Source organism: Aeromonas sp. s13 (assembly GCF_040907905.1).
Taxonomy (GTDB): Bacteria; Pseudomonadota; Gammaproteobacteria; order Enterobacterales; family Aeromonadaceae; genus Aeromonas; species Aeromonas veronii.
In genome coordinates, this window is sequence record NZ_JBFOCS010000037.1 from 46,187 (window position 1) to 72,200 (window position 26,014).

A 26,014-nucleotide genomic window follows, 5' to 3' on the forward strand; every position below is an offset into this window, starting at 1 on the left:
TATGGGGGCCGTTTGCAACGCCGGATTACAGCATGTAGTCCGCAGGCAGCTCGATGCGGGCGACGCCGGAGGCCACCGCCGCCAGCGCCACGGCGCGGGCTACGCGCGGCAGCAGACGGGCATCCATCGGCTTGGGAATGACGTAATCCTTGCCGAAGGCGAGCTCGCTGACCCCAGCGGCGGTCAGCACCTCGGCCGGCACCGGCTCCTTGGCCAGCGCACGGATCGCCTCGACCGCAGCAATCTTCATGGCATCGTTGATGCGGCTGGCACGGGCATCGAGGGCACCGCGGAAGATGAAGGGGAAGCAGAGCACGTTGTTGATCTGGTTCGGGTAGTCGGAGCGACCGGTGCCCATGATGAGGTCGCTGCGCACCCCGTGGGCCAGCGCCGGCTTGATCTCCGGATCCGGGTTGGAGCAGGCGAAGATCACCGGATTGGGCGCCATCAGGGCGACCGCTTCGGCGGGCAGCACATCGGGGCCGGAAACACCGACAAACACATCCGCCCCTTCGATGACATCCATCAGGGTGCGCAGCGGGGTCTCGTTGGCGAAGCGCTGCTTGTACTTGTTGAGATCGCTGCGGCCGGTGTGGATAACACCCTGACGATCCAGCATGAAGATGTTGTGCGCTCTGGCGCCACACTTGATCAGCAGGTCCATGCAGGCGGTAGCAGCAGCCCCCGCCCCCATGCAGACGATGCGGCTGTCACTGATGAGCTTGCCCTGCACTTCCAGCGCGTTGAGCAGGCCGGCGGCGGTGACGATGGCGGTACCGTGCTGGTCATCATGGAACACCGGAATATCGCAGCGCTCGATCAGCGCCTGCTCGATCTCGAAGCACTCCGGTGCCTTGATATCTTCCAGATTGATGCCACCGAAGGTATCGGCGATAGCCGCCACCGTGTCGATGAACTGCTGGCTGGTCTCGTGCTTCACCTCGATGTCGATAGCATCAATGCCGGCGAAGCGCTTGAACAGCAGGGCCTTGCCCTCCATCACCGGCTTGGAGGCCAGCGGCCCCAGATTGCCCAGCCCCAGAATGGCGGTGCCGTTGGAGATGACGGCCACCAGATTGCCCTTGCCGGTATAGCGGTAGGCATCGGCTGGGTTGGCAGCGATCTCGCGCACCGGCTCGGCAACCCCCGGGCTGTAGGCCAGCGCCAGGTCGCGGGCGGTTTCGGCGGGTTTGGTCAGGGCGATGGCAATTTTGCCCGGTACGGGCTGGGCGTGGTAATCGAGTGCTTCTTGACGCAGATCGGACATGGGGGACCCCGATGTGGTTGGTGCAAATGAGGTGCCGGCAGGGGGCACGCAGAAGGGCGGGGATCATAAAAGAAAGCGGTGGGCATGCCCAGCAGATCATGCTGCCATTAGCCAGATCAGACCAGTTTGTTTAGCATCATCCCCCCAGCCAAAGATACCACTTTAGTTATAGATCCTGCATTACAGGTGAAAAAATGGCGGCAAGTTGCCCTGCCGCCATCATTTGACCCTGCTTGCCGATTACTGACCCGAGTAGACCGGCAGCAAGTTCGCCATCGCGAGGAAGTGGAACAGTGCGGTCGCGAGTCCGAACAGGATCAGCAGCCAGGCCACCAGCTTGCCACCCGGGGTGACGAAATGCGGGGCAGCACTGCCACTGGCAGCCCGGGCGCGGAACTTCAGCACCAGCAGCGCCGGAATAAGACAGGTCCACACAGTGGCCACTGCGCCGGCATAACCTATGGCCAGCAGGAAGCCAAACGGGAAGAGCAGCGAGAGCAGCAGCGGTGGCAGGAAGGTAACAGCCCAGCTCTTGCAGCGACCGGCACGGCTGTTGTCGAACTTGAACAGATCCGCCAGATAGTCGAACACCCCAAGCCCCACCCCGATAAAGGAGGAGAGAATGGCCGCCATGGAGAAGCCGTTGATAGCGCTGGCCACCCGCTCCGACTCGATGACGCCGGAGAGCGCCTTCAGCAGCACGTTCACATCGCCCCCCTTGGCAATCACGGGGGCAAACTCCTGACGGGGCAGGTTGCCGAAGATCCCCAGCAGCCAGAGCACATAGAGCGCCAGCGCGATCAGGGTTCCCCCCAGAATGGCCCACTTTGCCTGCCGCTCGTTCTGGTAGTAGGCGCGCAGGGAGGCGACCGAGTGGTGATAGCCAAACGAGGTGAGCGCCACCGGCAGCATCGCCATGGCATAGGGGGCGTAGTGACTCTCGCCACCAGCCAGATCGAGCAGGGTCGGCAGCTTGATATGGCCGAGCAGACCGGTCACGCCGAGGGCGAAGCTGATGATCATGAAGGCGATCAGCACCACAGAGATACGGTCAACGGCGCGGGTCGAGTGCCAGACCACCAGCGAAAACAGCGCCACGAACAGCACGGAAGCGAGCTTGCTGTCGATCCCCAGAATCCCCTGCAGAATGGCTCCCGAGGAGGTGATGTAGGCGTAGAGCAGAATGCCGCCGACAAAGTAGACCGAGAGATTGTTGAAGAAGTTGAGCCGCTCCCCCAGCAGTTCGCGGGTCACGGTATTGAAGGAGACGCGCATGTCGTGGTGCTGGAAGGCTTCCAGCAGCATCCAGCCGGAGAGGGTCATCATCACCATGGTGACGGTCAGTGCCAGCACCGACCAGAGGGTCCAGGCCCCCGCCCCCGAACTCGGCAGACCGAGCATGCCAGCCCCCACGCAGACGCTGGCAATGATGCAGGCGCCCCCCAAAATTGACGGTTTTTTCTTCATAATCCCTTCTTTTTCTGACTGATTATCTATCCGCGGTAAACAAGACCGCGGCATGATGCCAGCCTTTGCCATGAGACGCCTACCACTATCTGCCATAACCGGGCATGGCCGCCGCATAAAAAGTGCCCCGAACGGGGCTCTCTATCAGCGGGAATGATGTGAAGAGGGTTAATCCATCACCGGGATACCTGCCCTCGCCTCGGCCTGACGGGCGATGGCCTCGGTCATCCCCTGAAAGATAAAGAGGTGGAACGGCAGCATGGCGAGCCAGTAGGCCAGCCCCCAGGCGCCCTGCGGGTGCCAGTGCGCGGTGACCCTGATGCGGGTCAACCCGGACTCCTCCGGCAGGATGTTGAACTCCAGCCGGCCGACGCCCGGGGCCTTCATGTTGAACAGCAGATCAAGCCTGCGCCCCTCATCCACCCCGAGGATCTGCCAGGAGTCGAGCATGTCACCCTTCACGAAGCGATCGGGATTGCTGCGACCACGGGTGCGAGCCGGACCGCCGATCAGGTGATCCATCCATTCGCGCACCACCCACAGCTGGTTCATGTAGAAGTAGCGCTTCTCGCCACCCAGCTGCTGCAACACCTGCCACACCACCTCGGGGGAGGCGAGACAGATGGCATCGCCGCTGGCGGTGCGATCGTAGAAACCATATTCGGGATGGCGCCAGCGCAGGCCGAGGGGGGTCTCCTGCCCCTGCTGTTCGGCCCCCAGCTTCTGCTCCAGCGCCAGACTCTCGGCCAGCGCCTCGTCAAAACTGAGCAGGGTCTGCGGCAGCAGGGCACGCAGCGGGCCGTCATCGGCCGGAATATCGTGCTTGAGACCGCCCACCAATGCCTTGGCCACCGGCTGCGGCACCGAGGTGACAAACTGCAGCCACCAGGCGGAGAGACGCGGGCTCAGAAACGGGATGGGAATGATGGGACAGCGCTTGCCGATATGGGCGGCGAACTTCTGCAACTGCTGTTGATAGCTGAGCAGTTTTGGGCCGACCGCATTGAAGATGCGGCCATCCACCTCGTCGGCTTCCACCAGCCCGCCCAGATAGTGCAGCAGGTTGGACAGCGCAATGGGCGGCGTGCGCGAGCGCACCCACTTCGGCGTCACCATCAGCGGCAGGTTGAACACCAGATCCCGCATCACCTCGAATGCCGCCGAGCCGGGGCCGACAATGATGCCGGCACGCAGCTCCACCGTCGGTACGCCGGATTCGCGAAACAGCTCGCCACAGTGGCGGCGGGAGTTGAGATGGCGACTGTTGCACTGCTCCGGCTGGATTGCCCCGAGATAGATGATACGGCGCACCCCGGCGGCGCGGGCCGCCGCCGCAAAGTTCTTCACCCCCTGCTGCTCCAGCCGGTGAAAATCGGCCCCCGCCCCCATGGCATGCACCAGATAGAAGACGGTATCTATGCCCGCCAACGCAGGCAGCAGGGTGATGGGCTTGAGGCTGTCGGCGAGGCGAAACTCGACACCCTCAGGCAAGCGGCAGGGACGGCGCGCCCCGGCAATCACCCTGTAACCCAGCGTTTGCAGGTGAGGCACCAGATAGGAGCCTATATAGCCAGCCGCCCCCATCACCAGACAGTTTCTCATCCTCTCTCCCCTTGTCGTCCCGGCCACCGGGCTGGCAACCTGAATGCCCATCATCCAGCCTCACCGTCACTTTGCAACATGGAACTAACAATTCTGCCTGTTAGTCCGATTTGGTGTTAATCCCGGTTCATTCCTTGGTCGATAACTGACCAGATGTATAGCGCCGAGGGCGAAGATATGCGCATCGATCACTACGACCTCCAGGGGGAGGTGCAATACCGGCAGCAACAGGCGCAAGCCCGCAAGGTGCGCAGACTGGGACCGGTCACGCCACAGGCCAATGGCGTCAACGGGACGGCCGCCACACCGTCATCCGGCGAGCAGCGAACTACCCTGATACAAGCCAGTGCCCTGACGCTGCAAGCCAGCAGCCGGAGCAATACCCAGACTCCCCCGCAGACGACAGCCGCACCAGCCAAAGCGGAGGGGAGTAAAAATCAGGAGGAGAACGGCGTTCCCAACGACGGGCTCGACAACCACCAGCGGCTTATCAAGCTGATGATCGAGGCGATGCTGGGCCACGAGATAGAGCTGCCGGATCCGATCAAACCGACCGACCAGAGCGCGGAGGGGGTGAACTCCCCGACGGGCGACAGCAGTCAACCCGCCGCCGAGCCGGATCAACTGGTGGAAGTAACCGACAGCCTGCTGCAAAAGGAGCAGCTCAACGTGGTCGCCTCGGCCAGCATAGAGACTCAGGATGGCCAGAGCCTGCAACTTGATCTGGGTTTTGTGCTGGACTGGCGCCAGCTCGATATCAGCAAGCGCCGCACTACCCTCAATGCCCTCAAGGATCCGCTGGTGCTCAGTCTGGATGGCAAGATCGCCGACCTGACCGACGCCCGGGTCAAGTTCGACATCGATCAGGATGGCAAAGAGGATAGCCTGCCGGGCTTGAGTGAAGGGAGCGGCTTTGTGGCGCTGGATCGCAATGGCAACGGCACCATAGACGATGGGGGCGAGCTGTTTGGCGCCCGCTCCGGCAATGGCTTCGGCGAGCTGACGACCCTGGATGAGGATGGCAACGGGGTGCTGGACGAGCGGGATAGCCAGTTCTCGGCGCTGCAGTTCTGGCAGCCGGAACACTCCCCCATCGCTCTGGTGGAGCTGGGGATCGGCGCCATCCTGCTCCATCCCCTCGACACCCCCTTCAACCATCTGGGGGAAAGCGGCAATCAGGGGGTGCTGCGCCAGTCCGGCCTCTATGTGACCGAACAGGGCAAGGGCGGCTGGGTGCAGCAGGTCGACCTGCGGGTCTGAAACCGGCACCCGCATGGCAAAACCCGGTCGCTGACGAAGCGCGCCAGCGACCGCTTCACCATCAGCGACAAGAGCCTGGCTCAGTTCAGCTCGGTGGGGTCGATATCCAGACTCCAGCGCACCTTTTTGGTCTCCGGCCAGCCCTCCAGCTCCTTCACCGCCCAATCCAGCAACTGGGCCAGCGGTGCCCGGTTCGGCCCCTGCACCAGCAACTGCATGCGGAACTTGCCCGCCTTGCGCTCCATAAAGCCGCTGATAGGCCCCAGCACCTGCAGATGGGGATAGCGGGCGCTGCGCAGGGTATCGGCGAGGCGGGTAAGGAACAACTGCACCTCGTCACGGCCCGTGGCCTCCGCCCGGAACAAGCTTTGATAGCTAAATGGCGGCAGCCCCAGCAGACGACGCTCTTTCAGCGCCGTATCGGCGAAGTGGCCGTAACCGTTCTGGGTCAGATCCTGCAGCAGGGCGTGCTCCGGATGATGGGTCTGCAGCACCACCAGCCCGGGTTTGCTGGCGCGACCGGCACGGCCCGCCACCTGGGTGTAGAGCTGGGCCAGTTTCTCGGCGGCGCGAAAATCGGCGCTGAACAGGGCACCATCCACATCCAGCAGACCCACTAGCGTCACATCCGGGAAGTGGTGGCCCTTGGCCAGCATCTGGGTGCCGATCAGGATCTTGTACTTACCCGCCTTGATGTCGCCGAGGTGGGTCTCCAGCTCCCCCTTGCGGCGGGTGTTGTCCCGATCGATGCGCACTACCGGATATTGCGGGAACACTGTGGTGAGCAGCTGTTCCAGCTGCTCGGTGCCGACTCCCGATCCGATCAGCTCGTTGCTGCCACACTCGGGGCAGTGATGGGGTAGAGGGCGCACGCTGTCGCAGTGGTGGCAATGCAGTCGCCGCCCGGCCTGATGCCAGGTGTACCAGGCATCGCACCGCTCACAGGCGGCGCTCCAGCCACACTGGTGGCAGATCAGAGCCGGGGCATAGCCACGGCGGTTGAGAAACAGCATCACCTGATTGCCCGCCGCCAGATGCTCCGCCATCAGCTGCTCCAGCTGGGGCGAGAGCCCAGCCTGCAGCCGCACGCTCTTGATATCCAGGATCACCTGACGGGCGGTCTGGGCGTTACCGGCACGGCGAGTCAGGGTGAGATGGTGATATTTGCCGGTGCGGGCGTTGTGCAATGTCTCCAGCGACGGAGTAGCCGAGCCAAGCAAAATGGGAATACCGGCACGATGGGCCCGCATCACCGCCAGATCCCGCGCGTGGTAGCGAAAACCGTCCTGCTGCTTGAAGGAGCCGTCGTGCTCCTCATCGATGATGATGATGCCGAGGTTGTGAAACGGGGTGAACACCGCAGAGCGAGTGCCGATCAGGATGGCGGCGCCGCCGTCTCGGCAGGCGAGCCAGGCGTCGAGCCGCTCCCTGTCGTTCATGGCGGAGTTCATCGCTACCACCGGCACGTTGAAGCGGCGCCGGAAGCGGTTGATGGTCTGCGGGGTAAGACCGATCTCCGGTACCATCACCAGCGCCTGCTTGCCCGCCTTGAGCAGCGGCTCGAGGATGCTCAGGTAAACCTCGGTCTTGCCGGAGCCAGTGATGCCGTCCAGCAGGAAGGCACCGAACTTGTCGCTCTGACTGGTAACGGCAGAGACGGCCAGCGCCTGCTCGCCGTTGAGGCGCAGCCCCTCCCCCGGTTCAAAACGGGCGGCCCAGTCGCCGTCGTGGCTCGGCTCCAGCGAACGCTTCTCCAGCAGCCCCTTCTTCTCCAGCGCGGTGAGTGCGGCGCTCTGGATCTCCTCCTGCTTGAGGGCTGATGGCGTTTGCGGCCCCTTGCGCAACAGGGCAAGCGCCTGCTGCTGCTTGGCCGCTCGCTTGAGTTCGTTGAGATCGATGGCCATGCCGGCATCGGTCGCAAACCAGAACTCCAGCTCGCGATAGGCGGCAGGCTCCCCCTTGCGCACCAGCACTGGCAGGGCGTGCGGCAGAACCTCTCCCAACGGGTGCTGGTAGTAGCTGGCGCTCCAGTTCATCAGCGCCAGAATATCGGGCCCCAGCACAGGCGTCCCATCGAGGACGCGCTTGATGGGTTTGAGCTTGTTGCGCGGCACCTGGCTCTCGGCCGGATGATCCACCACCAGCCCGACCAGGGTTTGCGGGCCGAAAGGGATCTCGACCCGACAACCGGGAGCAGGTAACGGCAGGGGGGAAAGATAGTCGAAATGACGGCGTAGCGGCACCGGTACAGCCACACGAACCAGATCCAGCGTTTGGGAAGAATTCACCAGAGGTTGCCTATTTTTTCTGCGAAGCCACTTGCCTGATCTCAGGCATTTCCTATATTATTCGCAGCCTTTGAAACTGTGTTCAACAATCGTGTGGTGTCCGACAAGAGATCGGATGGCGACACGGCCTATTACTTTGAGGTTGTCCATGAAAGCTGGTATCCATCCTGACTACGTAGCCATCACCGCCAAGTGCTCTTGCGGTAACGTCATCAACACTTTCTCTACCATCGGTAAAGATCTGAACCTGGACGTGTGCTCCGAGTGCCACCCGTTCTACACCGGCAAGCAGAAAGAAGTTTCTAGCGGCGGCCGCGTAGACAAGTTCAACAAGCGTTTCGGTGCGATGACCACCAAGAAGTAATTTTACTTCTGAAGAATTCTGAAAAAGGCGCCCATCGGGCGCCTTTTTTACGATCCCTGTTTTTCATCCTTCATGTTCCCGCAGCCAGACGCACTCTCCCCTACTGGCCAAACCCCTTGGAACGACGCAAATAGACATACCCCTCACCCGGGCTGCCCCAGCGCGGGCTCCCTGCGTTGTCATAGGCGCGATCCAGCAGTCTGACGCTGTCGGGGCCAATCCAGATATGCTGCACCAGCGTCGTGGCACCACCAAAATCGGTGGAGCAGTGCCCCACCCGGGTATGACCGGCATATTCGCCGGAGGGGGTGCGGGTCAGCCAGATCTCGCAACCGTGGCGCAAGGAGAGCTGCTGTGGGGTCAGGCTGTCGAGCAGGGCGGGATCATGCCAGGCACCGGCAAAATCGGTGGCACGGGGCATGGTCAGCTCTGCCATCAGGATCCGCCCGTCAGGGGCGGGTGAGAAGCGATAAATACGCTGGCGGAAGGGACGGATGGAGCGCATGCTCAGATACTGCTCGGCATAGACCCAGCGATAGCCCTGATAGCCGGGCCAGATCTCCATCAGGCGCAGCTCGGCACTGGTAAAGCGGCTGTCGTAACTGGCCTGCTCCCGGCTCGTAAAGGCCCCGTTGAACCAGCTGAGTAGCGGCTCCATACCGGGCTTGAGTGGGGTAGCCTGGGGCGCCGAACCTGCCAACACCAGACAGGAACAGAGCAGCCCGAATACGGCCACCAGCAACTTTGCCATCGAATCCTTCCGAATCATCATAGTGGCGGCGATTATATGAGCGAATTACCCCAATAACAGCCATTACGATCAAATCATTGCCACTCTGGTGCAAAAACCTCACAAGGATGCCAGTCCGCTCACTAAACCCGATATTTTGCCACCGCCTTGTTGAGCAGCTGGGCCTGCTCGTTGAGACCCTCGCTGGATCTCGCATTTTCCTCCGCCATGATGCTCGACTCCTGGGCGATGTCGCGGATGTTGTTGACGTTGCGGTTCACCTCGTTGGCCACCAGACTCTGCTGTTCGATGGCTGCCGCAATCTGGGTGCTCATATCCATGATGTGGGTAACATCCTGAGTGATCTGCCCCAGCAACTCCCCTGCGGTACTGGCCTGATCCGAGCTGCGGTTGCCCTGCTCGCGGCAGGTTGCCATCACCTCGACGATGCTGCCGGTCTGTTTCTGCAGCGAGCTGATGATGCCGGCAATCTCCTGGGTCGATTTCTGGGTACGGATGGCCAGATTACGCACCTCATCGGCCACCACCGCAAAGCCGCGCCCCTGATCTCCTGCCCGAGCGGCTTCGATGGCTGCGTTGAGGGCCAGCAGGTTGGTCTGCTCGGCAATGCCGCGGATCACATCGAGCACGGAGCCGATGGTCTCGCTCTCTTTTTGCAGCTGGCTCACCTCGCGGGATGAACTCTCCAGATTGCCCGCCAGCGAGCGGATCTGCTCGACAGTATTCTCGACCGCAGCCCGCCCCTCCATCGCCTTGTTGTTGGTTGCCTGCGCATTGTTGGCCGCCTGCTCGGTGTTGCGGGCGATCTCTTCGATGGTGGAGCCCATCTCGGTGGAAGCGGTCGCCACCATATCAGTCTCCTGCAGCTGGCGCGCCGCCCCTTCACTGGTGCGCTTGACGTTGGCCGAGAGGTGATCCGCCGCTTCAGTCAGGGTGTGCACGCTCTGCTTCACATCGCCGATCAGAGCGCGAAACCCGCCCAGCATCACGTCGAGATTGCCTGCCAGCTGGGCCATTTCATCAGCCCCGCGCAGATCTATCTTCAAGCGCAGGTCATTATCCTGACGAATGCGGTTGACGGTGTCATTCACCTGAGTAATGGGACGGTCGATGCTGCGCCCCAGCAACACGCTCATGATGCCGATCAGCACCACAATCACCCCGCCACAGACCAGCATCAGGCTGTTGAGGCGAGTGCTCTGCCGCTCCAGTTCAGCGACAATGTGCTTATCTACAGCGGCAAACCCCTGTTCGGTCTGATGCACCAGCTCCCGCATCTGGTTGCGCAGCCCTTCATCCTCTTTCAGCCCTAGAACCTGCATCCCCTGCACCAACGCCACAAAGTCCTGCCGGTACTGCTTGCTGGCCTGCTCCAGCTTGCCGCGATCCGCCTCCGGCAAAGTGGCAAGGCTATCCTGAAAACTCTTGTGCAAGGTTTCAAAACGCTCCAGATACTGGATGTCGGAGCGCAGCATGAAGTCCTTCTCCGCCCGCCTCAGTTGCAACATGGTGATGAGCAACCCCTGCTGATCCAGCTGCTTGAGCCCATTCTCCACCTCATGCACCGCCGCCCTCAGCTTGCCATAGAGCCCCTCCTCCGGCCCCAGACCAATCTTCTGCTGCTGGGCCACCAGATCGTTGAAGGCTTTGCCATAGCCGCTGATCTGCTGATCCAGTCTGGTCAGCTCCCCCTCGACGGCCGCCAGATTGTCATCGGTCACCAGCTCCCGGTTGTGCTGGTGAAAGTCAGACAGCCCCTGATTGAAGCGCTCGACGAAGGTCATATCCTTGCGGATCAGAAAATCCTTCTCGGCCCGGCGCAGGTTGAGCATGGCGATCTCCAGCTGGTCGATATTGCGCTGGGCTTCTGTCAGGTGACGGTGCACCTGGCTGGAGTAGATAAACAGGCCGCTCAGTACCAGCATGGCAACGGCAACCAGCACGGTATTCAGGATCAACTTATGACGGATAAGCACGATAGACCTCTCGCAAACTGGCAGTGAACTGCATTGAGCTTATGCAGAAAAGCGGCGACAGGTGATCTGTGCAAGGAATATTCATTGAAATGCCACACCCACTCCTTATACTGGTTGCACCTGTTTCCAGCCGTGGATTTGACACTATGGAATACAATACTTCTGAACTGTGCGACATCTATCAGGACATGGTGGATGTGCTTGAACCCATGCTCTGCTCCTTCGGCGGCCGCGCCTCTTTCGGCGGCGTCATCACCACCGTCAAATGCTTCGAATCGAATGGCCTGATCCGTGAACTCGTCAAAGAGAACGGACTGGGACGTGTCTTGCTGATCGATGGTGGTGGCTCCATGCGCCGAGCTCTGATCGACAGCGACATCGCCACCACGGCGGCAGAGAACGATTGGGAAGGGATTGTCTGCTACGGCTGCGTCCGCGAAGTCGATATTCTGGAAGATCTGGATATCGGCATTCAGGCACTGGCAGCCATTCCGGTCGGTGCCGACAGCAAGGATGTAGGGGAGACCGATCTGCCGGTCAACTTCGGTGGCGTGACCTTCCTGCCTGACGACCACCTCTACGCCGATACCACAGGGGTGATCCTCTCCCCCGAGGCACTCGATATCGAGTAAGCCACAAACAGCGTGACGACGGGAGCCTTGGCTCCCGTTTTTTATGCCTGCAACTTGCTGAAAAATGACAAAAAAAGAGGGCCAGATAAACTGGCCCTTAACTGGAAGCAATGTGAGCAATGTCGTGCCTTCACAAGAAGTCCATCACGTTGGAACGAATGAAGTCTTTCCCGGAAAACAAGTTAACAATAATCATTCTCATTTAACTAGGCAAGCGCTATTTGCAGAAAGTGCAAAAAAATTGACCACCGCGAAGGGTGGTCAATCTGGTCAGGCTTGCCGGGTGGCCGTTTGCAGGCTGGATAATCCGGCCTCGCCCACCAGCTTGCGGCTGAGGTAGCGCAGCAAGACACCGTAGAGCGGCACGAACAAACCAAGGCTTATCAGCAACTTGAATACGTAATCGACGGTTGCGATCTCGACCCAGTGCTCTGCCATGAAAGGATCTGTGGTGCGCCAGAAGGCCACACTGAAGAAAGCGATGGTATCGACCAGATTACCGAACAGGGTGGAGGCCGCAGGTGCAATCCACCACTGCTTGAGCAGACGCAGCCGGTTGAACACCACCACATCCATGAACTGCCCTACCAGATAGGCCATAAAGCTGGCCAACGCGATACGCGCCACGAACAGGTTGAATTCGGCCAGATGACCAACGCCCTGGAAGCTCCCTTCAAAGAAGAGCACGGAGAGCGCATAGGAGACCGCCAGCGCAGGCAGCATCACGGTCTGGATAATCTTGCGCGCCAGACCGGCACCGAAGATCCGCACCGTCAGGTCAGTGGCCAGGAAGATAAACGGGAAGCTGAACGCGCCCCAGGTGGTATGGAAGCCAAACACGGTGATCGGCAGCTGCACCAGATAGTTGCTGCTGGCAATGATCAGGATGTGGAACAACGACAGGCGAACGAGCGCCGTTTGGTACTGCGCAGGGGTCAAATTCATCTTGTGACCTTTTTGGTTAATGGGGTTAGGGAACCCATATCGCCACCATTGGCGATAATCGAGGGGCGAGATTATACGCCCCCAAACCGATAGTTCAATCTTTATGCGATTACGCTTGTCCAGGTTGGCCAGCGGCAGAGCAGGCCTTGCAGGCGATAGTCACATCTTGTGCTGTCTGGCGAGCCAGAGCAGCGCCTCCCGATCCGCCGGGCGCACCGCCTCCAGCCAGCAGCCGCTGTAGTGTTCGTACTCCAGCCGAAACTGGCTCCCTTCAAACTCCAGCAACCAGCTATGGCGGTCGGCCCCCGCATCCTGCTCGAGCGGCTGCAGCTCCCACTCTCGCAGCAAGGCCTGCGCCAACAGCGGGAATGTATCCCAATCGAGCGCCGGACAATCCAGCGCCACCACGCCAGCTTCGCTATCTACCTGTTTGATTTGCCAACTCATTCCCTGTCTCTCAGCTACTGCAGGAAAGCTCACCACCGCAATACCATGCCGGAGTCGGGGTGGCGAGATCCTCATATTCGGGTTGTTCATCATAGGGGCGCTGCAGGGCGGCGAACAGCCGCTCGAACGGCCGCATATCCCCTGTGTCGGCGGCGTCTATCACCTGCTGGGCCAGCGCATTGCGCAGCACATACTTGGGATTGATGGCATCCATCTGCGCCTTGCGCACAACATCCTCGCTGCCTTCGCGCATTAGCCGCGCCCGATAGCGCTCCAGCCACGCCTGCCAAACACCTGGTCCAGACAACAGGGCCAGCAGAGACGCAGGCCACGCCCCCTCTTGCGTCACCTCACCGAGACGGCGCAGGAACAGGTGGTAATCCACTTTGTTAGCCGCCAGCAACCGGAACAGCTCGCGGAACAGCGCCGGGTCATCCTCCTCCCACACCGCCAGTCCGAGCTTGGCCCGCATCAGCTCGGAGTAGTGCAGCATCAGCTGCTGCTCGTACTGGGCCAACGCTGCAGCCAGCGCATCACCGTCTACATGGCCAGCCAGCGCCTGCGCCAGTTTTTGCAGATTCCAGTAACCGACCGCGGGCTGCTGATCCAGCGCGTAGCGGCCCGCAGGGTCCGAGTGGTTGCAGACAAAATCGGGCACGTAGGCATCGATAAAGCCGTATGGCCCGTAATCCAGCGTCAAGCCGAGCAGCGACATATTGTCGGTATTCATTACCCCGTGACAGAAGCCCGCTGCCTGCCATTTGGCAATCAACCGCGCGGTGCGGCGCACTACCTCGGCAAACAGTTCGGCACCACTCTCCAGTTCGGGGAAGTGGTGGCGCAGCAGATAGTCGATGAGCGGCGGGATCTTCTCCCCCTGCCCGCTCCAGGCGAAATACTCGATATGACCGAAGCGCAGATGGCTGGAGGCGGTGCGCAGCACAGTCGCCCCGGTCTCCACCTGCTCGCGATAAACGGGCTCCTGACTCCCCACCAATACCAGCGCACGGGTGGTCGGGATGCCGAGAGCATGGAGCGCCTCGGAGGCGAGATACTCGCGAATGCTGGAGCGCAGCACGGCGCGGCCGTCACCAAAACGGGAGAACGGGGTTTTACCCGCCCCCTTCAGGTGCAGATCCCAGCGCAGCCCATCCGGCGCCAGCTGCTCACCCAGCAGCAGCGCGCGACCATCACCAAGCCGCGGGCTATAACCCCCGAACTGATGGCCCGCATAGACCTGAGCTACCGGCTGCATGCCTGGAAGCACTTTTCCCTCGCCACAACAGGCGATCCAGTCAGCCTCGCTGACGCCTCCCAGCCCCAACTCATCCAGCAAAGCCCGGTTGAGATGAAGCAACCGGGGTTGCTGCAGCGGCTGAGGGGCTACGGGTTCACAGGCCCAGGGCAACTCGGTCACAAAAGTGTTGATCAACTTCATGGTTGTACCATTCGTCCCTGCGTATGCTCGTGTCACTCTTTATACTGCCGTCAGCCATGCTTGCGCTAACTGACGACCATCATTTTTCAATTCAAGGAGAAGAAGATGCAAAAATGGGTATATGCCCTGCCCTTGCTGGCACTGGCGTGGGGTCATCAGGCCAAGGCTGCCGATATTGAAGCCGGCAAAGCCAAGGCGGCGGTCTGTGCCGCCTGTCACGGCGTGGAAGGCAAGGCGATGATCCCCAACTATCCCCATCTGGCGGGTCAGAATGCCGCCTATCTGGTGAAACAGTTGAAAGCGTTCAAGGATGGCACTCGCAAAGAGCCCTTGATGGACCCCTTCATGGCGCCGCTGACCGATGCGGATATCGACAATCTGGCAGCCTTCTACGCCAGCCTGAAATAACCTCGCGTCTGGCCCCAGGTTCTTCCGAGCCGCGCTTACCCTGGTCGATTAGGCAGCCTAATCGACCCTAACGACGGCAGTAGTCGATGATCAGGTCCATAAAGGCTTCGCCAAAGCGTTCCAGCTTGCGGTGACCCACACCGTTGATAGCCAGCATCTCGTCTTCGGTCATCGGCATCAGCTGAGCCATCTCCACCAGGGTCGCATCGTTGAATACCACGTAGGGCGGCACCTCTTCATCCTCGGCAATCTGCTTGCGCAGGCCGCGCAACTCCTTGAACAACCGCTTGTCATAGTTGGCATTGTCGAGCAGGCCATTGCGCTTCTCCTTGCGGCTGGAGATGGGCTGCAAGCGGGGCACCGCCAGCTCAAGCTTCACCTCGCCACGCAGCACGGGGCGGGCTGCTTCGGTCAGCTGCAGCACCAGATTACGGGTGATGTTCTGGGTCAGCAGCCCCTTGTGGATCAGCTGGCGGATCACGCTCATCCAGTATTCATGGCTCTGATCCTTGCCGATGCCGTAAGTCGAGAGCTTGTCGTGGCCGTGATCCTTGATGCGCTGATTGAGGGAACCACGCAGCACCTCCACCACATAGCCCACCCCGAAGTTCTGCCCCACCCGCCAAACGCAGGAGAGTGCTTTCTGGGCATCTTCGGTGCCGTCATAGCTCTTGGGCGGATCGAGACAGATATCGCAGTTGCCGCACGGCTTGTCGTTGTACTCGCCAAAGTAGTTGAGCAGCACCTGGCGGCGACAAGTCTGCGCCTCGGCGAAGGCGGCCATCACGTTGAGCTTGTACTGCTCCACCTGCAACTGCTGGGGATTCTCGATGTTGTCGAGCAGGCGGCGCACCCGACCGATGTCGGCAGGATCGTAGAGCAGCAACGCCTCGGCGGGAGTCCCATCACGCCCGGCGCGGCCGGTCTCCTGATAATAGGATTCGATGTTCTTCGGGATGTCGTAGTGCACCACGAAGCGCACATTGGGTTTGTCGATGCCCATACCGAACGCCACCGTCGCCACCACTATCTCGATGTCGTCCTTGAGGAAGGCATCCTGCGTCTGCTGGCGCTGCTCGAGCGGCAGCCCCGCATGATAGGGCGCGGCCTTGCAGCCGTGGCGAGATAACCGCTCGGCCACCTCCTCCACCCGGTTGCGACTGGAGCAGTAGACGATGCCGCAGTTGCCCTTCTGGCTCTGCACGTAGCGCAGCAGCTGCTCGGCCGCCTTGAACTTCTCCACCAGGCTGTAGCGGATGTTGGGACGATCGAAGCTGGCTGTGTGGATGAAGGGATCGTTCAGCTCTAGGCGGTGCAGCATGTCGCTGCGGGTCGCCTCGTCGGCGGTGGCCGTAAGCGCTACCACCGGCACCTGCGGGAACCACTGCTTGAGTCGCCCCAGCGCCGCATACTCAGGCCGGAAATCGTGGCCCCACTGGGAGACACAGTGCGCCTCGTCGATGGCGAACAGCCCGAGCGGCAGCTCGGCCAGCCGATCCATAAACTCGTGCTGCAACAGTCGTTCGGGGGAGACATAGACCAGCTTGATCTCGCCGCGGCGCATGGCGGCGAAGTTCTGGATCATCTCCTCCCGACTGAGGGCCGAGTTGATGTAGACCGCCGCTACACCGTTGGCGCGCAGGCTGTCGACCTGATCCTTCATCAGCGAAATAAGGGGAGAGACCACCACCCCGAGCCCGGGCCGCAGCAGTGCCGGGATCTGGTAGCAGAGCGACTTGCCGCCACCGGTGGGCTTGAGCACCAGCGCATCGCGCCCCGCGACGATCTGCTCGATGATCTCGAGCTGACCCGGCCGAAACTGCTGATAGCCGAAGACCGCCTGCAGCAGGGCAAGCGGACTCTCTGGCTGAGGATCTGGCAGGGTTTCGGCAATCGCGGTCATGGGCTCTCCTTTGGGGTCGCCATTCTAAAGCAGCCGCCGCCCACAATAAACCTGCCATTGCGACTGTTAAGGAACTGTTGCAGACTGGCTGGAGTTTTTACTCGGCTTTGATGACAAGGATTGGGATCAGAGAATGAAACAGATGCAGAAGAAGATGGCGCTCAGTGGCATTGCCAACCTGTTTGCCGAGAAGATGCCGTTCAACAAGCTGATCGGCATGCAGGTGACCCACTACGACTTCGACAAGGTGGAACTGCGCATCAAGATGGACGAGAAGCTGATCGGCAACCCCTTCCACAACATCCTGCATGGCGGCGTCACCGCCACGCTGCTGGATGTGGCGGGCGGCATGATCGTCGCCGCCTCCTGCATCGACGAGCTGGAGGAGTTCTCCCCCAGCTATCTCAAGGAGCGCTTCGCCCGCCTCGGCACCATAGATCTGCGGGTGGATTACCTGCGCCCGGGACGCGGCAACGAGTTTATCGCCACCGCCCACATCATCCGGGCTGGCAGCAAGGTGGCCGTCGCCCGGATGGAGCTGCACAACGAAGAGGGCACCCACATCGCCTTCGGCACAGGTACCTATCTGGTGAGTTGAACCAAGTTAGTGCATAAAAACCACGCGGCTAATCCACTTTTAATCATTAGATTCCTTACCCCCTCTGGCCGAACAAGGTCCATACTGATAATCGGGATTGTGTGCAGAGGGAGGATTGCAGGCGATGAGTGCGAAACTGGCCATCAAACCATCCAGAGCCTTGTTGACACAGCTCGAGTCCATGCTCGACGAGGTGCAGACACCCGAGTGTCGCCACTGGTTGGAACAGGAGCTTAAGGGGTATTCTCTCTCCTCACCCTTGCCTTGGTATCGCATCGTTCCCTGTCGGCAACGCGGTCACTTTCTGGATCTGAAAACGGGAAAATATTTGACCTGTCACATCAACAGTCAAACGCTATGCCAACGCGATCTGGCCCAAATTCAGTTCATTTATGCCCGTGAACCCGCCGCCCACTATTTGCTGCAACGCAATTCCGGTATTGAACCCTGGCCAGAGCAGCTGCTGGAAGATTATCAGGAGCAGTTGATCCCCGGCCATTTATGCCTGCAAGCCTGGCATGAGCCCGTGATTTCATTACGTGCACAACTGATGGAGGGAATAGAACATTTCATTAGTGAGTACCCCAAGCACGCGGCCTTGCTGCCTCAACACAGTTTCAAGGCTTTGCGGCATCAGCACTGGCATATCTGAGTAAGCGCCTGGCGCGCAAGGAGGGCACCATAGACAAGACCCATAGCGAGATTGCCACAATCTAGAGTGCCGGAGTCAGGATCAGACTCCACCGATGGGCCACCGAGCGGTGGCCCTTTTAATGTCTGTGGTCTTGCTTCGACCCTGCATACTGCAAGTCAGATCACTTGGCCAGGTAACAGGTCAGCAGCTAAAGAAAATCGGGAAAACAGGAAGGATAAATGCAAAAAGGCCGCTCTATTGAGCGGCCTTTTCAAATTTGGTCGGTGTGAGAGGATTCGAACCTCCGACCCCTTCGTCCCGAACGAAGTGCGCTACCAAGCTGCGCTACACACCGATGTCTGCGGGACGGGAATTTACCGAAAGCCCAGACCCGACACAAGCCTTTTTTGCATTTGGCAGGAAAAAAAGTGCCGTTCGCTCAACTATTCAGCACTCTTTTCATCCGTTTACCGGGCTGCAGCCAGCTGGTGACATTCCGGCAACCGGACGTCAGGCCAGGCGCAGGGAGGCTGGCCCCAGCAGACGGCGCTGCCAGTCAGCCACAGTGCCATGCTCCAGCCAGTCGGCTGCATGCTGGCGCCAGTTGGGGGAGAGAGCAGGATTCTCCAGCAATATCAGCAGATCCGCTTCATTGCGCACCTGATTGAACAGGATATCCGCCGTGCGCTTCACCGTCAGTTCGGGATAGGGTCTGTCTACCAGCTCCATGGCCGTGTCAGGCGCGATCATGCCCTCCTCCAGCACCCGCAGCAGCCAGCCACAACGGCCATTCAGTTGCATCACCTGCGACATCTGGCCATAGCCAAAGCGCTGGTTGAGCTTGAAACAGGGGGATCTTGGCTGACTTATCTGGATCAGCGCCTCGCCGAGTCGATAGACATCGCCAATGCAGGCTTGCGCCTCGATCAACCCGAGACCAGAGAGGTTCTCGCCAAAGGCGGCAGGTTGCCAAGGGATACGTGGCGCAGGCAAGCCCAGTGCGGTTTGCCAGGTCTGCCACCAGAGATAGTGATCGGCAGGATAGTAGTGGAGCGCCCGATCCGGGCCACCGTGGTGGCGCAGGTCACACTGCTCATCCCCTTCCAGACCCGCAAAGGTACAGCGAACTGGTGCAGAGATCGGTTGCTTGTGAATGGCGCTGGTGAGGCCGGGCACCAGCTCGGTGCCACGACCGCTAAAAAGGGAGATCCGCATACTCATCCTCCAGGTTGACGAGAGTAGGCGGATCTTATCATGGCGTCAGACGACGGCCTGCATCTGGGTGGTCATGGCGATCTCGGCGCGACGGCGCTTCTCTGCCCTGGCCATCAGATACCAGCTGCCGAAGGTAAAGAGCGATACCGACAGCAGGATCAGGCTGGCCACCGCGTTGATCTCGGGTTTCACCCCTAGCCGCACCGCCGAGAAGACCTCCATCGGCAAGGTGGTGGAGCCCGGGCCAGAGACGAAGCTCGCCAGCACCAGATCATCCAGCGACAGGGCGAACGACATCATGCCGCCTGCCGCCAGCGAGGGGGCGATCATCGGGATGGTGATCAGGAAGAACACCTTCCACGGCTTGGCGCCAAGATCCATCGCCGCCTCCTCGATGGAGAGATCCAGCTCCCGCAAGCGCGCCGACACCACGATCGCCACGTAGGCGGTACAGAAGGTGGTGTGGGCGATCCAGATGGTCAGCATGCCCCGCTCGGCGGGCCAGCCCACCAGCTGGGCCATCGCCACGAACAGCAGCAGCAGCGACAGACCGGTGATCACCTCGGGCATCACCAGCGGCGCCGTCACCATGCCGCCGAACAGGGTGCGACCACGGAAGTGGGGAATTCGGGTCAGCACGAAGGCTGCCACCGTCCCCAGCGCCACCGCGGCGATCGCGGTGTAGAAGGCGATCTCCAGCGAGCGGAACACGGATCCAATCAGCTGCTTGTTGTCGAGCAGGCCGAAGTACCACTTGAGCGACCAGCCACCCCACACCGTCACCAGCTTGGAGGCGTTGAAGGAGTAGATCACCATGATGATCATGGGCAGGTAGATAAACAGCAGCCCCAGCCAGAGCATCAGTTTGGCAAAACCGAAACGTCTCATCATGCCTTGCCCTCCAGCTCTTTGGCCTGGTTACGGTTGAAGAGGATGATCGGAATGATCAGCACCGCCAGCATCACTACCGCCAGCGCAGAGGCAACCGGCCAGTCGCGGTTGTTGAAGAACTCCTGCCACAGCACCTTGCCGATCATCAGGGTCTCCGGGCCGCCCAGCATTTCCGGAATAACGAACTCCCCCACCACCGGAATGAACACCAGCATGCAGCCGGCGATGATGCCGTTCTTGGAGAGCGGTACCGTGATCTGCCAGAACCGGGTCAGGTTGCGGGCCCCCAGGTCGGAAGCAGCCTCCAGCAGGCTCTGGTCATGTTTGACCAGATTGGCGTAGAGCGGCAGCACCATGAAGGGCAGGTAGGAGTAAACGATGCCGATATAGACCGCCAGGTTGGTGTTGAGGATCTGCAGCGGTTCGTCGATCACCCCGATCCCCAGCAAAACGCTGTTGAGCAGGCCGTTGTTGCTGAGGATCCCCATCCACGCATAGACCCGGATCAGGATGGCGGTCCAGGTCGGCATCATGATCAGCAGCAGCAGAACGGTCTGGGTCTCCTTGTTGGCCCGGGCGATGGAGTAGGCCATCGGATAGCCAATCAGCAGGCAGAGCAAAGTGCTGACGAAGGCCATCTTGAGTGAGCCCAGATAGGCAGCGATATAGAGCTCATCCTCCTGCAGCAGCAGGTAGTTGCCCATATTGAGCAGGATGGTGAGCTGATTGTCGGCCCAGCTCACCACGTCGGTGTAGGGCGGGATCGCCACATCCGCTTCCGCAAAACTGATCTTCACCACGATGACGAAGGGCAGCAGGAAGAAGAGGAACAGCCAGAAGAAGGGGATGCCGATCACCAGTCGGCGCCCCCCGACCCGCTTCAGTCGTTGCAAGAACTTCATGATTGCAGCACCACGCCGCTGTCATCTTCCCAGTAGAGGAACACCTGGTCATCCCAGGTTGGCCGCTTGCCGTGGCGTTCGGCATTGGCGATGAAAGCTTGAACGATTTTGCCCGAGGGCAGCTGGATGTGATAAACCGAGTGACCGCCCAGATAAGCGATGTCATAGACCTCACCCTTGGTCCAGTTGAAGTCCGGGTGCTCGATCTCCTCCGGCTTTTGCAGACTCATCAGCAGTTTCTCCGGCCGCAGGGCGTAGGTCACCTTCTTGTTTTCGGCGCGGGAGCTGATGCCGTGGCCCACATAGATGGGCTGCTCCAGATCGGCGCAGGCGATGGTGGCGTGGTCCTGCTCATCCTCCACCAGCAGGCCGTCGAACAGGTTGACGTTGCCGATAAACTCGCACACCAGCCGACTGGCCGGAGTCTCGTAGATATCCATCGGGCTGCCGATCTGCTCGATGCAGCCGAGGTGCATGATGGCGATCCGCTCCGCCATGGTCATGGCCTCTTCCTGATCATGGGTCACCATGACACAGGTCACCCCAACCCGCTCGATGATCTCCACCAGCTCCAGCTGCATCTTGGATCGCAGCTTCTTGTCGAGCGCCCCCATGGGTTCATCCAGCAGCAGCAACTTGGGACGCTTGGCCAGCGAACGAGCCAACGCCACCCGCTGGCGCTGGCCACCGGAGAGCTGATGCGGTTTGCGACGGGCATACTGGGTCATCTGTACCAGCTTGAGCATCTCCTCCACCCGGGCATCGATCTCGGCCTTGGGCAGGCCATCCTGCTTGAGGCCAAAGGCGATGTTCTGGGCCACCGTCATATGGGGGAACAGGGCGTAGGACTGGAACATCATGTTGATGGGGCGTTCATAGGGGGGCATGTCGGTGATGTCGACCCCGTCGAGGAACAGCCGCCCCTCGGTCGGGCGCTCGAAACCGGCCAGCATCCGCAGCAGGGTCGATTTGCCGGAACCGGACCCGCCGAGCAGGGCGAAAATCTCCCCCTTGTGAATATTGAGAGATACGTTATCGACCGCCAGCGTTTCGTCGAACTGCTTGCTTACCCGATCAATTTTCACCAGCACTTCTTTGCGCTGCTGACTGCCCTCGAGGGCTTTCTTGTAGGCACTGGAGGCTATCGCCATTACCAAACTCCCCAACGTGATACCGGCCTTGCGGCCGATTCATAAAAGCGATTTGGCGCCCCCGAACGGGCACCAAGGTTAGGTACCGGACTTGATCTTGGTCCAACTCCGGGTGATTAGACGCTGTACCGAGCGGGGATGTGCTTCCTGCACATAGAGTCGCTCCAGCACGGCCTGAGGGGGATAAACCTCCTCATTGTTGCGCACCGCCTCATCCATAAACTCGCCCGCCCTTGAGTTGGGATTCGCGTAGCCCACATAGTCGCTGACCTTGGCGATCACTTCGGGCTGCAGGACGTAGTTGATGAGAGCGTGCGCCTCTTTGACATTGGTGGCATCGGACGGGATCGCCATCATGTCGAACCAGAGATTGCCCCCCTCTTTCGGAATGCTGTAGGCAATTTTCACCCCCTTGCCAGCTTCATCGGCGCGGGCAGCGGCTTGCAGGATATCGCCGGAAAAACCGGCCGCCACGCAGATGTCGCCATTGGCGAGATCGCCGATGTATTTGGAGGAGTGGAAGTAGGCCACATAGGGCCGCACCTTGAGCAGCAGCGCCTCGGCCTGCTTGATATCCCCTGTCGCATGACTGTTGGGATCGAGCCCGAGGTAGTTGAGGGCAGCAGGGATCATCTCGTCGGCAGAGTCGAGGAAGGCGACGCCGCAGCGAGAGAGTTTCGCCATGTTTTCCGGTTCGAAGATGGTGGCCCAGGAGTCAATCTTGTCGACCCCCAGCACCGCCTTGATTTTGTCGACGTTGTAGCCGATGCCGTTGGTCCCCCACAGATAGGGCACCGCGTACTGATGACCCGGATCCACCTTGTCGAGCTGCTTGAGCAGCACGGGATCCAGGTTGGCCAGATTGGGCAGCAGGGATTTATCCAGTTTCTGGAAGGCTCCCGCCTTGATCTGCTTGGCCAGGAAATTATTGGAGGGCACCACCAAATCGTAACCGGTACGCCCCGTCAGCAACTTGCCTTCCAGGGTCTCGTTGGAGTCAAACACGTCATAGACGGTCTTGATCCCGGTCGCCTGCTGGAAATCGCTGAGGGTGGTCTCGCCGATATAGTCAGACCAGTTGTAGAAGTGCAGCACAGGAGCAGCCTGGGCCACATTCGCCAGTCCCATGGTCAGCGCTACGGTTAGCAATCTGGTTGTATTCACGGTGTCAGTTCTCCTGTTTCAGTGGTTGACCGTCTGCGGATCCATTCGCGCGGCCCATCCGGATGGATGGCATCACTACCCTCCCGGCCGAACTGCGGACCGGGAGGGGCATTCGTTACTTACTTGCCGGACTTGATCTTGGTCCAGCTGCGGGTCATCAGACGCTGCACCTTGGCCGGCAGATCCGGGAAGGTGTAGATCTTCTGCAGGGTTGCCGCATCAGGGTAGATACCCGGATCGGTGCGGATCTCCTCATCCACCAGCGGGGTCGCCGCCTTGTTGCCGTTCGGGAACTGCACCACGTTGGTGATGTTGGCGATCACCTCGGGCTTCATCAGGTAGTTGATGAAGGTGTGGGCCGCCTCGACGTTCTTGGCATCCGCCGGAATGGCGATCATGTCAAAGAAGCTGCCTGCCCCCTCTTTCGGAATGGTGTAGGTGAGCGCGACGCCATTCTTGGCCTCGGCTGCCCGCGCCTTGGACTGCTGCAAGTCACCGGAGTAACCGACCGCTACGCAAAGGTTGCCGTTGGCCAGATCCGAGATGTACTTGGAGGAGTGGAAATAGGCGGTATAGGGACGGATGGAGAGGAACAGCTCCTCAGCCTTCTTCAGCTCGGCCGGTTTCTGGCTATCCGGTTTGAAGCCCAGATATTGCAGGGCAGCCGGCAGCATTTCGGTCGGTGAATCGAGGAAGGAGACGCCACACTCTTTCAACTTGGCCATGTTCTCCGGCTTGAACACCAGATCCCAGGAGTTGACCGGGGCATCAGCCCCCAGCACGGCTTTCACCTTCTCGGCGTTGTAGGCATAGCCGATGGTGCCCCACAGATAGGGGATGGAGTACTGGTTGCCCGGATCGCTCGGCTCGAGCGCCTTGAGCAGGTCGACATCCATGTTTTGCCAGTTGGAGAGCTTGGACTTGTCCAGTTTCTGGAACACGCCCGCCTTGATCTGTTTGGCCAGGAAGGGATTGGATGGCACCACGATGTCGTAGCCCGAACTACCCGCCAGCAACTTGGCTTCCAGTACCTCGTTACTGTCGAACACGTCATAGACCACCTTGATCCCCGTCTCCTTCTGGAAGTTATCCAGGGTATCCGGCGCTATGTAGTCGCTCCAGTTGTAGACGTGCAGCACCTTCTCTTCAGCCATTGCTCCGGCACTTGCCATGACCAGAGCCACAGAGGCAGCGATCACTCCTGTTTTGAAAGACATCATCCTTGTCTCCTAAGCAAATTGTATGCGCATGCCAACCTGCCCGACCCGCCTCAACCCTTCAGCTTTGCGGCTGTCAGATCCAGACTGCGCCTGGCCAGATCGACCAATTCATCAACCTGTTCCTCGGTGATGACCAAGGGGGGCGATATGATCATGGTATCGCCTACCGCCCTCATCACCAAGCCATTGTTAAAGCAGAACTCCCGGCAAGTCATCCCCGCATTTGCCTGAGCCGGGAAACGCCGGTTGGTCTGCTTATCCTCAACGATTTCCAGCGCGGCGACCAATCCTTTGCCTCGGGTTTCTCCCACCAGTGGATGATCGGCCAGCTCCGCCCAGCGGCGCTGCAAATAGGGGCCGATAGTATCATGCACTCGCTTAACTATGCTCTCTTTCTGCATAAGCTGGATATTGGCCACCGCCACGGCGCAAGAGACCGGATGACCCGAGTAGGTGAAGCCGTGGTTGAACTCGCCCCCCTCCTCCACCAGCCCCTTGGCAACCCGATCACTCACCATCACTGCGCCGAGCGGCAGATAACCGGAGGTGATCCCCTTGGCCAGACACATCAGGTCCGGCTTGATGCCAAACCCTTCGCTGGCAAACCAGTGGCCGGTACGGCCAAAGCCGCAGATCACCTCGTCGGCGATCAGCAGGATGCCGTAGTGATCGCAGATACGCTGGATCTCCGGCCAGTAGCTGTCGGGCGGAATGATGACGCCGCCCGCCCCCTGGATCGGCTCGCCGATAAAGGCAGCCACCTTGTCCACCCCCAGCTCCAGAATCTTCTGCTCCAGCTGACGGGCCCGCTCCAGCCCGAAGTCGTGGGCACTCATCCCCTGTCCCTCACCGAAGTGGTAAGGCTGATCGATGTGCACTATGCCGGGAATGGGCAGACCACCCTGGGCATGCATCCCCTTCATGCCGCCCAGACTCGCCCCCGCCACGGTGGATCCGTGATAGGCGTTGTGGCGACTGATAATCACCTGTTTGTCAGGCTGCCCCTTGCTGGCCCAGTAGTGGCGCACCATCCGCAGCACAGTGTCGTTGCACTCGGAGCCGGAGCCGGTGAAGAAGACGTGGTTGAGATGGGCTGGCGTCACCTCGGCCAGCAGGGTCGCCAGCTCGATCACCGGCGGGTGAGCGGTCTGGAAGAAGAGGTTGTAGTAGGGCAACTGCTGCATCTGGTGGGTAGCGGCATCCACCAGCTCCTGGCGGCCATAGCCCATATTGACGCACCACAGGCCCGCCATGCCGTCGAGAATGCGTTTGCCCTCGGAGTCTTCCAGATAGACGCCGCTGGCGTTGGTAATGATGCGCGAGCCCTTCTTGTTCAGGGCCTGAAAGTCGGTAAAGGGGTGCAGGTGGTGGCTGGCATCCAGTTGTTGCCACTCACGGGTTGTCTGCTGCATTTGTTGCTCCTCGGTTCCTTCGATTTAGCAAGATTCAGTCGTCAAATAGTCAGGTGAGTAGTCAGGCGGGCTTGCATGC

23 protein-coding genes and 1 tRNA gene are annotated in these 26,014 nt (G+C 60.3%); 6 read left to right on the forward strand and 18 right to left on the reverse strand.

What is annotated here, in order from left to right; translation table 11 throughout:
• Positions 1–25 precede the first annotated feature (25 nt).
• The 3 genes from AB5Y82_RS05885 to AB5Y82_RS05895 all read right to left on the reverse strand — a co-directional run bounded on the left by AB5Y82_RS05885 (position 26) and on the right by AB5Y82_RS05895 (position 4,336).
• Positions 26–1,267 (reverse strand): malic enzyme-like NAD(P)-binding protein, encoded by a 1,242-nt coding sequence (locus AB5Y82_RS05885; protein ID WP_201902619.1) that lies wholly within the window; start codon positions 1,265–1,267, stop codon positions 26–28.
• 240 nt (positions 1,268–1,507) lie between these two features.
• Entirely contained in the window at positions 1,508–2,734 is a 1,227-nt protein-coding gene (locus tag AB5Y82_RS05890; RefSeq protein ID WP_368173758.1) for an aromatic amino acid transporter, read from the reverse strand.
• Positions 2,735–2,902: 168 nt separating this feature from the next.
• Positions 2,903–4,336 carry a DUF2867 domain-containing protein gene (locus tag AB5Y82_RS05895; protein ID WP_368173759.1) on the reverse strand — a complete coding sequence of 478 codons (1,434 nt, stop codon included), beginning with the start codon at positions 4,334–4,336 and terminating at the stop codon, positions 2,903–2,905.
• Between the two features lie 153 nt (positions 4,337–4,489).
• Here AB5Y82_RS05895 and AB5Y82_RS05900 point away from each other — a divergent pair, with 153 nt between their 5' ends.
• Complete coding sequence (locus tag AB5Y82_RS05900) at positions 4,490–5,596, forward strand: hypothetical protein (RefSeq protein ID WP_201296134.1); 1,107 nt, start codon at positions 4,490–4,492, stop codon at positions 5,594–5,596.
• An 80-nt stretch (positions 5,597–5,676) separates the two neighbouring features.
• Here AB5Y82_RS05900 and priA read toward each other — a convergent pair whose 3' ends face one another.
• Positions 5,677–7,884, reverse strand: coding sequence for a primosomal protein N' (gene priA, locus AB5Y82_RS05905; protein ID WP_368173760.1), 2,208 nt, complete (start codon positions 7,882–7,884; stop codon positions 5,677–5,679).
• Between the two features lie 148 nt (positions 7,885–8,032).
• Here priA and rpmE point away from each other — a divergent pair, with 148 nt between their 5' ends.
• Entirely contained in the window at positions 8,033–8,248 is a 216-nt protein-coding gene (gene rpmE, locus AB5Y82_RS05910; RefSeq protein WP_005340673.1) for a 50S ribosomal protein L31, read from the forward strand.
• A 100-nt stretch (positions 8,249–8,348) separates the two neighbouring features.
• On the opposite strand, the gene AB5Y82_RS05915 is transcribed toward rpmE, so the two are convergent.
• Together AB5Y82_RS05915 and AB5Y82_RS05920 are read right to left on the reverse strand one after the other, a co-directional pair.
• Complete coding sequence (locus AB5Y82_RS05915; protein ID WP_069527634.1) at positions 8,349–8,999, reverse strand: chromophore lyase CpcT/CpeT; 651 nt, start codon at positions 8,997–8,999, stop codon at positions 8,349–8,351.
• A 122-nt stretch (positions 9,000–9,121) separates the two neighbouring features.
• Positions 9,122–10,975 (reverse strand): methyl-accepting chemotaxis protein, encoded by a 1,854-nt coding sequence (locus AB5Y82_RS05920; protein WP_201902621.1) that lies wholly within the window; start codon positions 10,973–10,975, stop codon positions 9,122–9,124.
• Positions 10,976–11,121: 146 nt separating this feature from the next.
• On the opposite strand from AB5Y82_RS05920, the gene rraA reads away from it, so the two are divergent.
• Positions 11,122–11,607 carry a ribonuclease E activity regulator RraA gene (rraA, locus tag AB5Y82_RS05925; RefSeq protein WP_005340678.1) on the forward strand — a complete coding sequence of 162 codons (486 nt, stop codon included), beginning with the start codon at positions 11,122–11,124 and terminating at the stop codon, positions 11,605–11,607.
• Between the two features lie 270 nt (positions 11,608–11,877).
• Here rraA and AB5Y82_RS05930 read toward each other — a convergent pair whose 3' ends face one another.
• From AB5Y82_RS05930 to AB5Y82_RS05940, 3 genes are all read right to left on the reverse strand, one after another.
• The gene (locus tag AB5Y82_RS05930) at positions 11,878–12,552 is read right to left on the reverse strand and encodes a 7-cyano-7-deazaguanine/7-aminomethyl-7-deazaguanine transporter (protein ID WP_005340680.1); all 675 of its coding nucleotides are present in this window, start codon (positions 12,550–12,552) and stop codon (positions 11,878–11,880) included.
• 159 nt (positions 12,553–12,711) lie between these two features.
• Positions 12,712–12,999, reverse strand: a complete 288-nt coding sequence (locus tag AB5Y82_RS05935) for a DUF3630 family protein (RefSeq protein ID WP_159142710.1) — start codon at positions 12,997–12,999, stop codon at positions 12,712–12,714.
• Positions 13,000–13,009: 10 nt separating this feature from the next.
• Positions 13,010–14,437: a YdiU family protein gene (locus AB5Y82_RS05940; RefSeq protein ID WP_159142711.1), complete on the reverse strand. Its 1,428-nt coding sequence runs from the start codon at positions 14,435–14,437 to the stop codon at positions 13,010–13,012.
• Positions 14,438–14,542: 105 nt separating this feature from the next.
• On the opposite strand from AB5Y82_RS05940, the gene AB5Y82_RS05945 reads away from it, so the two are divergent.
• Positions 14,543–14,845 carry a cytochrome c gene (locus AB5Y82_RS05945; protein WP_005340687.1) on the forward strand — a complete coding sequence of 101 codons (303 nt, stop codon included), beginning with the start codon at positions 14,543–14,545 and terminating at the stop codon, positions 14,843–14,845.
• A 67-nt stretch (positions 14,846–14,912) separates the two neighbouring features.
• Here the strand turns inward: AB5Y82_RS05945 and recQ are convergent, their stop codons facing one another.
• Positions 14,913–16,748: an ATP-dependent DNA helicase RecQ gene (gene recQ / locus AB5Y82_RS05950; RefSeq protein WP_042081697.1), complete on the reverse strand. Its 1,836-nt coding sequence runs from the start codon at positions 16,746–16,748 to the stop codon at positions 14,913–14,915.
• A gap of 133 nt (positions 16,749–16,881) precedes the next feature.
• Between recQ and AB5Y82_RS05955 the strand changes: the two genes are divergently transcribed.
• Together AB5Y82_RS05955 and AB5Y82_RS05960 are read left to right on the forward strand one after the other, a co-directional pair.
• The gene (locus AB5Y82_RS05955; protein ID WP_162632525.1) at positions 16,882–17,346 is read left to right on the forward strand and encodes a thioesterase family protein; all 465 of its coding nucleotides are present in this window, start codon (positions 16,882–16,884) and stop codon (positions 17,344–17,346) included.
• A 124-nt stretch (positions 17,347–17,470) separates the two neighbouring features.
• Complete coding sequence (locus tag AB5Y82_RS05960; RefSeq protein ID WP_111900452.1) at positions 17,471–17,998, forward strand: hypothetical protein; 528 nt, start codon at positions 17,471–17,473, stop codon at positions 17,996–17,998.
• 260 nt (positions 17,999–18,258) lie between these two features.
• On the opposite strand, the gene AB5Y82_RS05965 is transcribed toward AB5Y82_RS05960, so the two are convergent.
• From AB5Y82_RS05965 to AB5Y82_RS06000, 8 genes are all read right to left on the reverse strand, one after another.
• Positions 18,259–18,335 (reverse strand) — tRNA-Pro (locus AB5Y82_RS05965).
• A gap of 155 nt (positions 18,336–18,490) precedes the next feature.
• On the reverse strand, positions 18,491–19,195 hold the full coding sequence (locus AB5Y82_RS05970; protein ID WP_111900451.1) for an MOSC domain-containing protein: 705 nt from the start codon (positions 19,193–19,195) through the stop codon (positions 18,491–18,493).
• Between the two features lie 45 nt (positions 19,196–19,240).
• Entirely contained in the window at positions 19,241–20,083 is an 843-nt protein-coding gene (locus tag AB5Y82_RS05975) for an ABC transporter permease subunit (protein ID WP_031227712.1), read from the reverse strand.
• Positions 20,083–20,988: an ABC transporter permease subunit gene (locus AB5Y82_RS05980; protein WP_005340703.1), complete on the reverse strand. Its 906-nt coding sequence runs from the start codon at positions 20,986–20,988 to the stop codon at positions 20,083–20,085. Before AB5Y82_RS05980 ends, AB5Y82_RS05975 begins: the two co-directional genes overlap by 1 nt.
• A complete protein-coding gene (gene potA, locus AB5Y82_RS05985; protein ID WP_005340704.1) occupies positions 20,985–22,139 on the reverse strand; it encodes a polyamine ABC transporter ATP-binding protein in 1,155 nt (384 codons plus the stop codon). Before potA ends, AB5Y82_RS05980 begins: the two co-directional genes overlap by 4 nt.
• 78 nt (positions 22,140–22,217) lie before the next feature.
• Positions 22,218–23,303: a polyamine ABC transporter substrate-binding protein gene (locus AB5Y82_RS05990; RefSeq protein ID WP_108612035.1), complete on the reverse strand. Its 1,086-nt coding sequence runs from the start codon at positions 23,301–23,303 to the stop codon at positions 22,218–22,220.
• Between the two features lie 119 nt (positions 23,304–23,422).
• Positions 23,423–24,520: an extracellular solute-binding protein gene (locus tag AB5Y82_RS05995; protein WP_111900478.1), complete on the reverse strand. Its 1,098-nt coding sequence runs from the start codon at positions 24,518–24,520 to the stop codon at positions 23,423–23,425.
• A gap of 53 nt (positions 24,521–24,573) precedes the next feature.
• The gene (locus AB5Y82_RS06000; RefSeq protein WP_111900450.1) at positions 24,574–25,935 is read right to left on the reverse strand and encodes an aspartate aminotransferase family protein; all 1,362 of its coding nucleotides are present in this window, start codon (positions 25,933–25,935) and stop codon (positions 24,574–24,576) included.
• Positions 25,936–26,014: the final 79 nt, after the last annotated feature.

Coding starts and splice junctions, on each gene's coding strand:
- AB5Y82_RS05885 (WP_201902619.1), bottom strand. CDS start 1,267: ATGTCCGATCTGCGTCAAGAAGCACTCGATTACCACGCCCAGCCCGTA.
- AB5Y82_RS05890 (WP_368173758.1), bottom strand. CDS start 2,734: ATGAAGAAAAAACCGTCAATTTTGGGGGGCGCCTGCATCATTGCCAGC.
- AB5Y82_RS05895 (WP_368173759.1), bottom strand. CDS start 4,336: ATGAGAAACTGTCTGGTGATGGGGGCGGCTGGCTATATAGGCTCCTAT.
- AB5Y82_RS05900 (WP_201296134.1), top strand. CDS start 4,490: ATGTATAGCGCCGAGGGCGAAGATATGCGCATCGATCACTACGACCTC.
- rpmE (WP_005340673.1), top strand. CDS start 8,033: ATGAAAGCTGGTATCCATCCTGACTACGTAGCCATCACCGCCAAGTGC.
- AB5Y82_RS05915 (WP_069527634.1), bottom strand. CDS start 8,999: ATGGCAAAGTTGCTGGTGGCCGTATTCGGGCTGCTCTGTTCCTGTCTG.
- rraA (WP_005340678.1), top strand. CDS start 11,122: ATGGAATACAATACTTCTGAACTGTGCGACATCTATCAGGACATGGTG.
- AB5Y82_RS05930 (WP_005340680.1), bottom strand. CDS start 12,552: ATGAATTTGACCCCTGCGCAGTACCAAACGGCGCTCGTTCGCCTGTCG.
- AB5Y82_RS05935 (WP_159142710.1), bottom strand. CDS start 12,999: ATGAGTTGGCAAATCAAACAGGTAGATAGCGAAGCTGGCGTGGTGGCG.
- AB5Y82_RS05940 (WP_159142711.1), bottom strand. CDS start 14,437: ATGAAGTTGATCAACACTTTTGTGACCGAGTTGCCCTGGGCCTGTGAA.
- AB5Y82_RS05945 (WP_005340687.1), top strand. CDS start 14,543: ATGCAAAAATGGGTATATGCCCTGCCCTTGCTGGCACTGGCGTGGGGT.
- recQ (WP_042081697.1), bottom strand. CDS start 16,748: ATGACCGCGATTGCCGAAACCCTGCCAGATCCTCAGCCAGAGAGTCCG.
- AB5Y82_RS05955 (WP_162632525.1), top strand. CDS start 16,882: ATGAAACAGATGCAGAAGAAGATGGCGCTCAGTGGCATTGCCAACCTG.
- AB5Y82_RS05960 (WP_111900452.1), top strand. CDS start 17,471: ATGAGTGCGAAACTGGCCATCAAACCATCCAGAGCCTTGTTGACACAG.
- AB5Y82_RS05970 (WP_111900451.1), bottom strand. CDS start 19,195: ATGCGGATCTCCCTTTTTAGCGGTCGTGGCACCGAGCTGGTGCCCGGC.
- AB5Y82_RS05975 (WP_031227712.1), bottom strand. CDS start 20,083: ATGAGACGTTTCGGTTTTGCCAAACTGATGCTCTGGCTGGGGCTGCTG.
- AB5Y82_RS05980 (WP_005340703.1), bottom strand. CDS start 20,988: ATGAAGTTCTTGCAACGACTGAAGCGGGTCGGGGGGCGCCGACTGGTG.
- potA (WP_005340704.1), bottom strand. CDS start 22,139: ATGGCGATAGCCTCCAGTGCCTACAAGAAAGCCCTCGAGGGCAGTCAG.
- AB5Y82_RS05995 (WP_111900478.1), bottom strand. CDS start 24,520: ATGTCTTTCAAAACAGGAGTGATCGCTGCCTCTGTGGCTCTGGTCATG.
- AB5Y82_RS06000 (WP_111900450.1), bottom strand. CDS start 25,935: ATGCAGCAGACAACCCGTGAGTGGCAACAACTGGATGCCAGCCACCAC.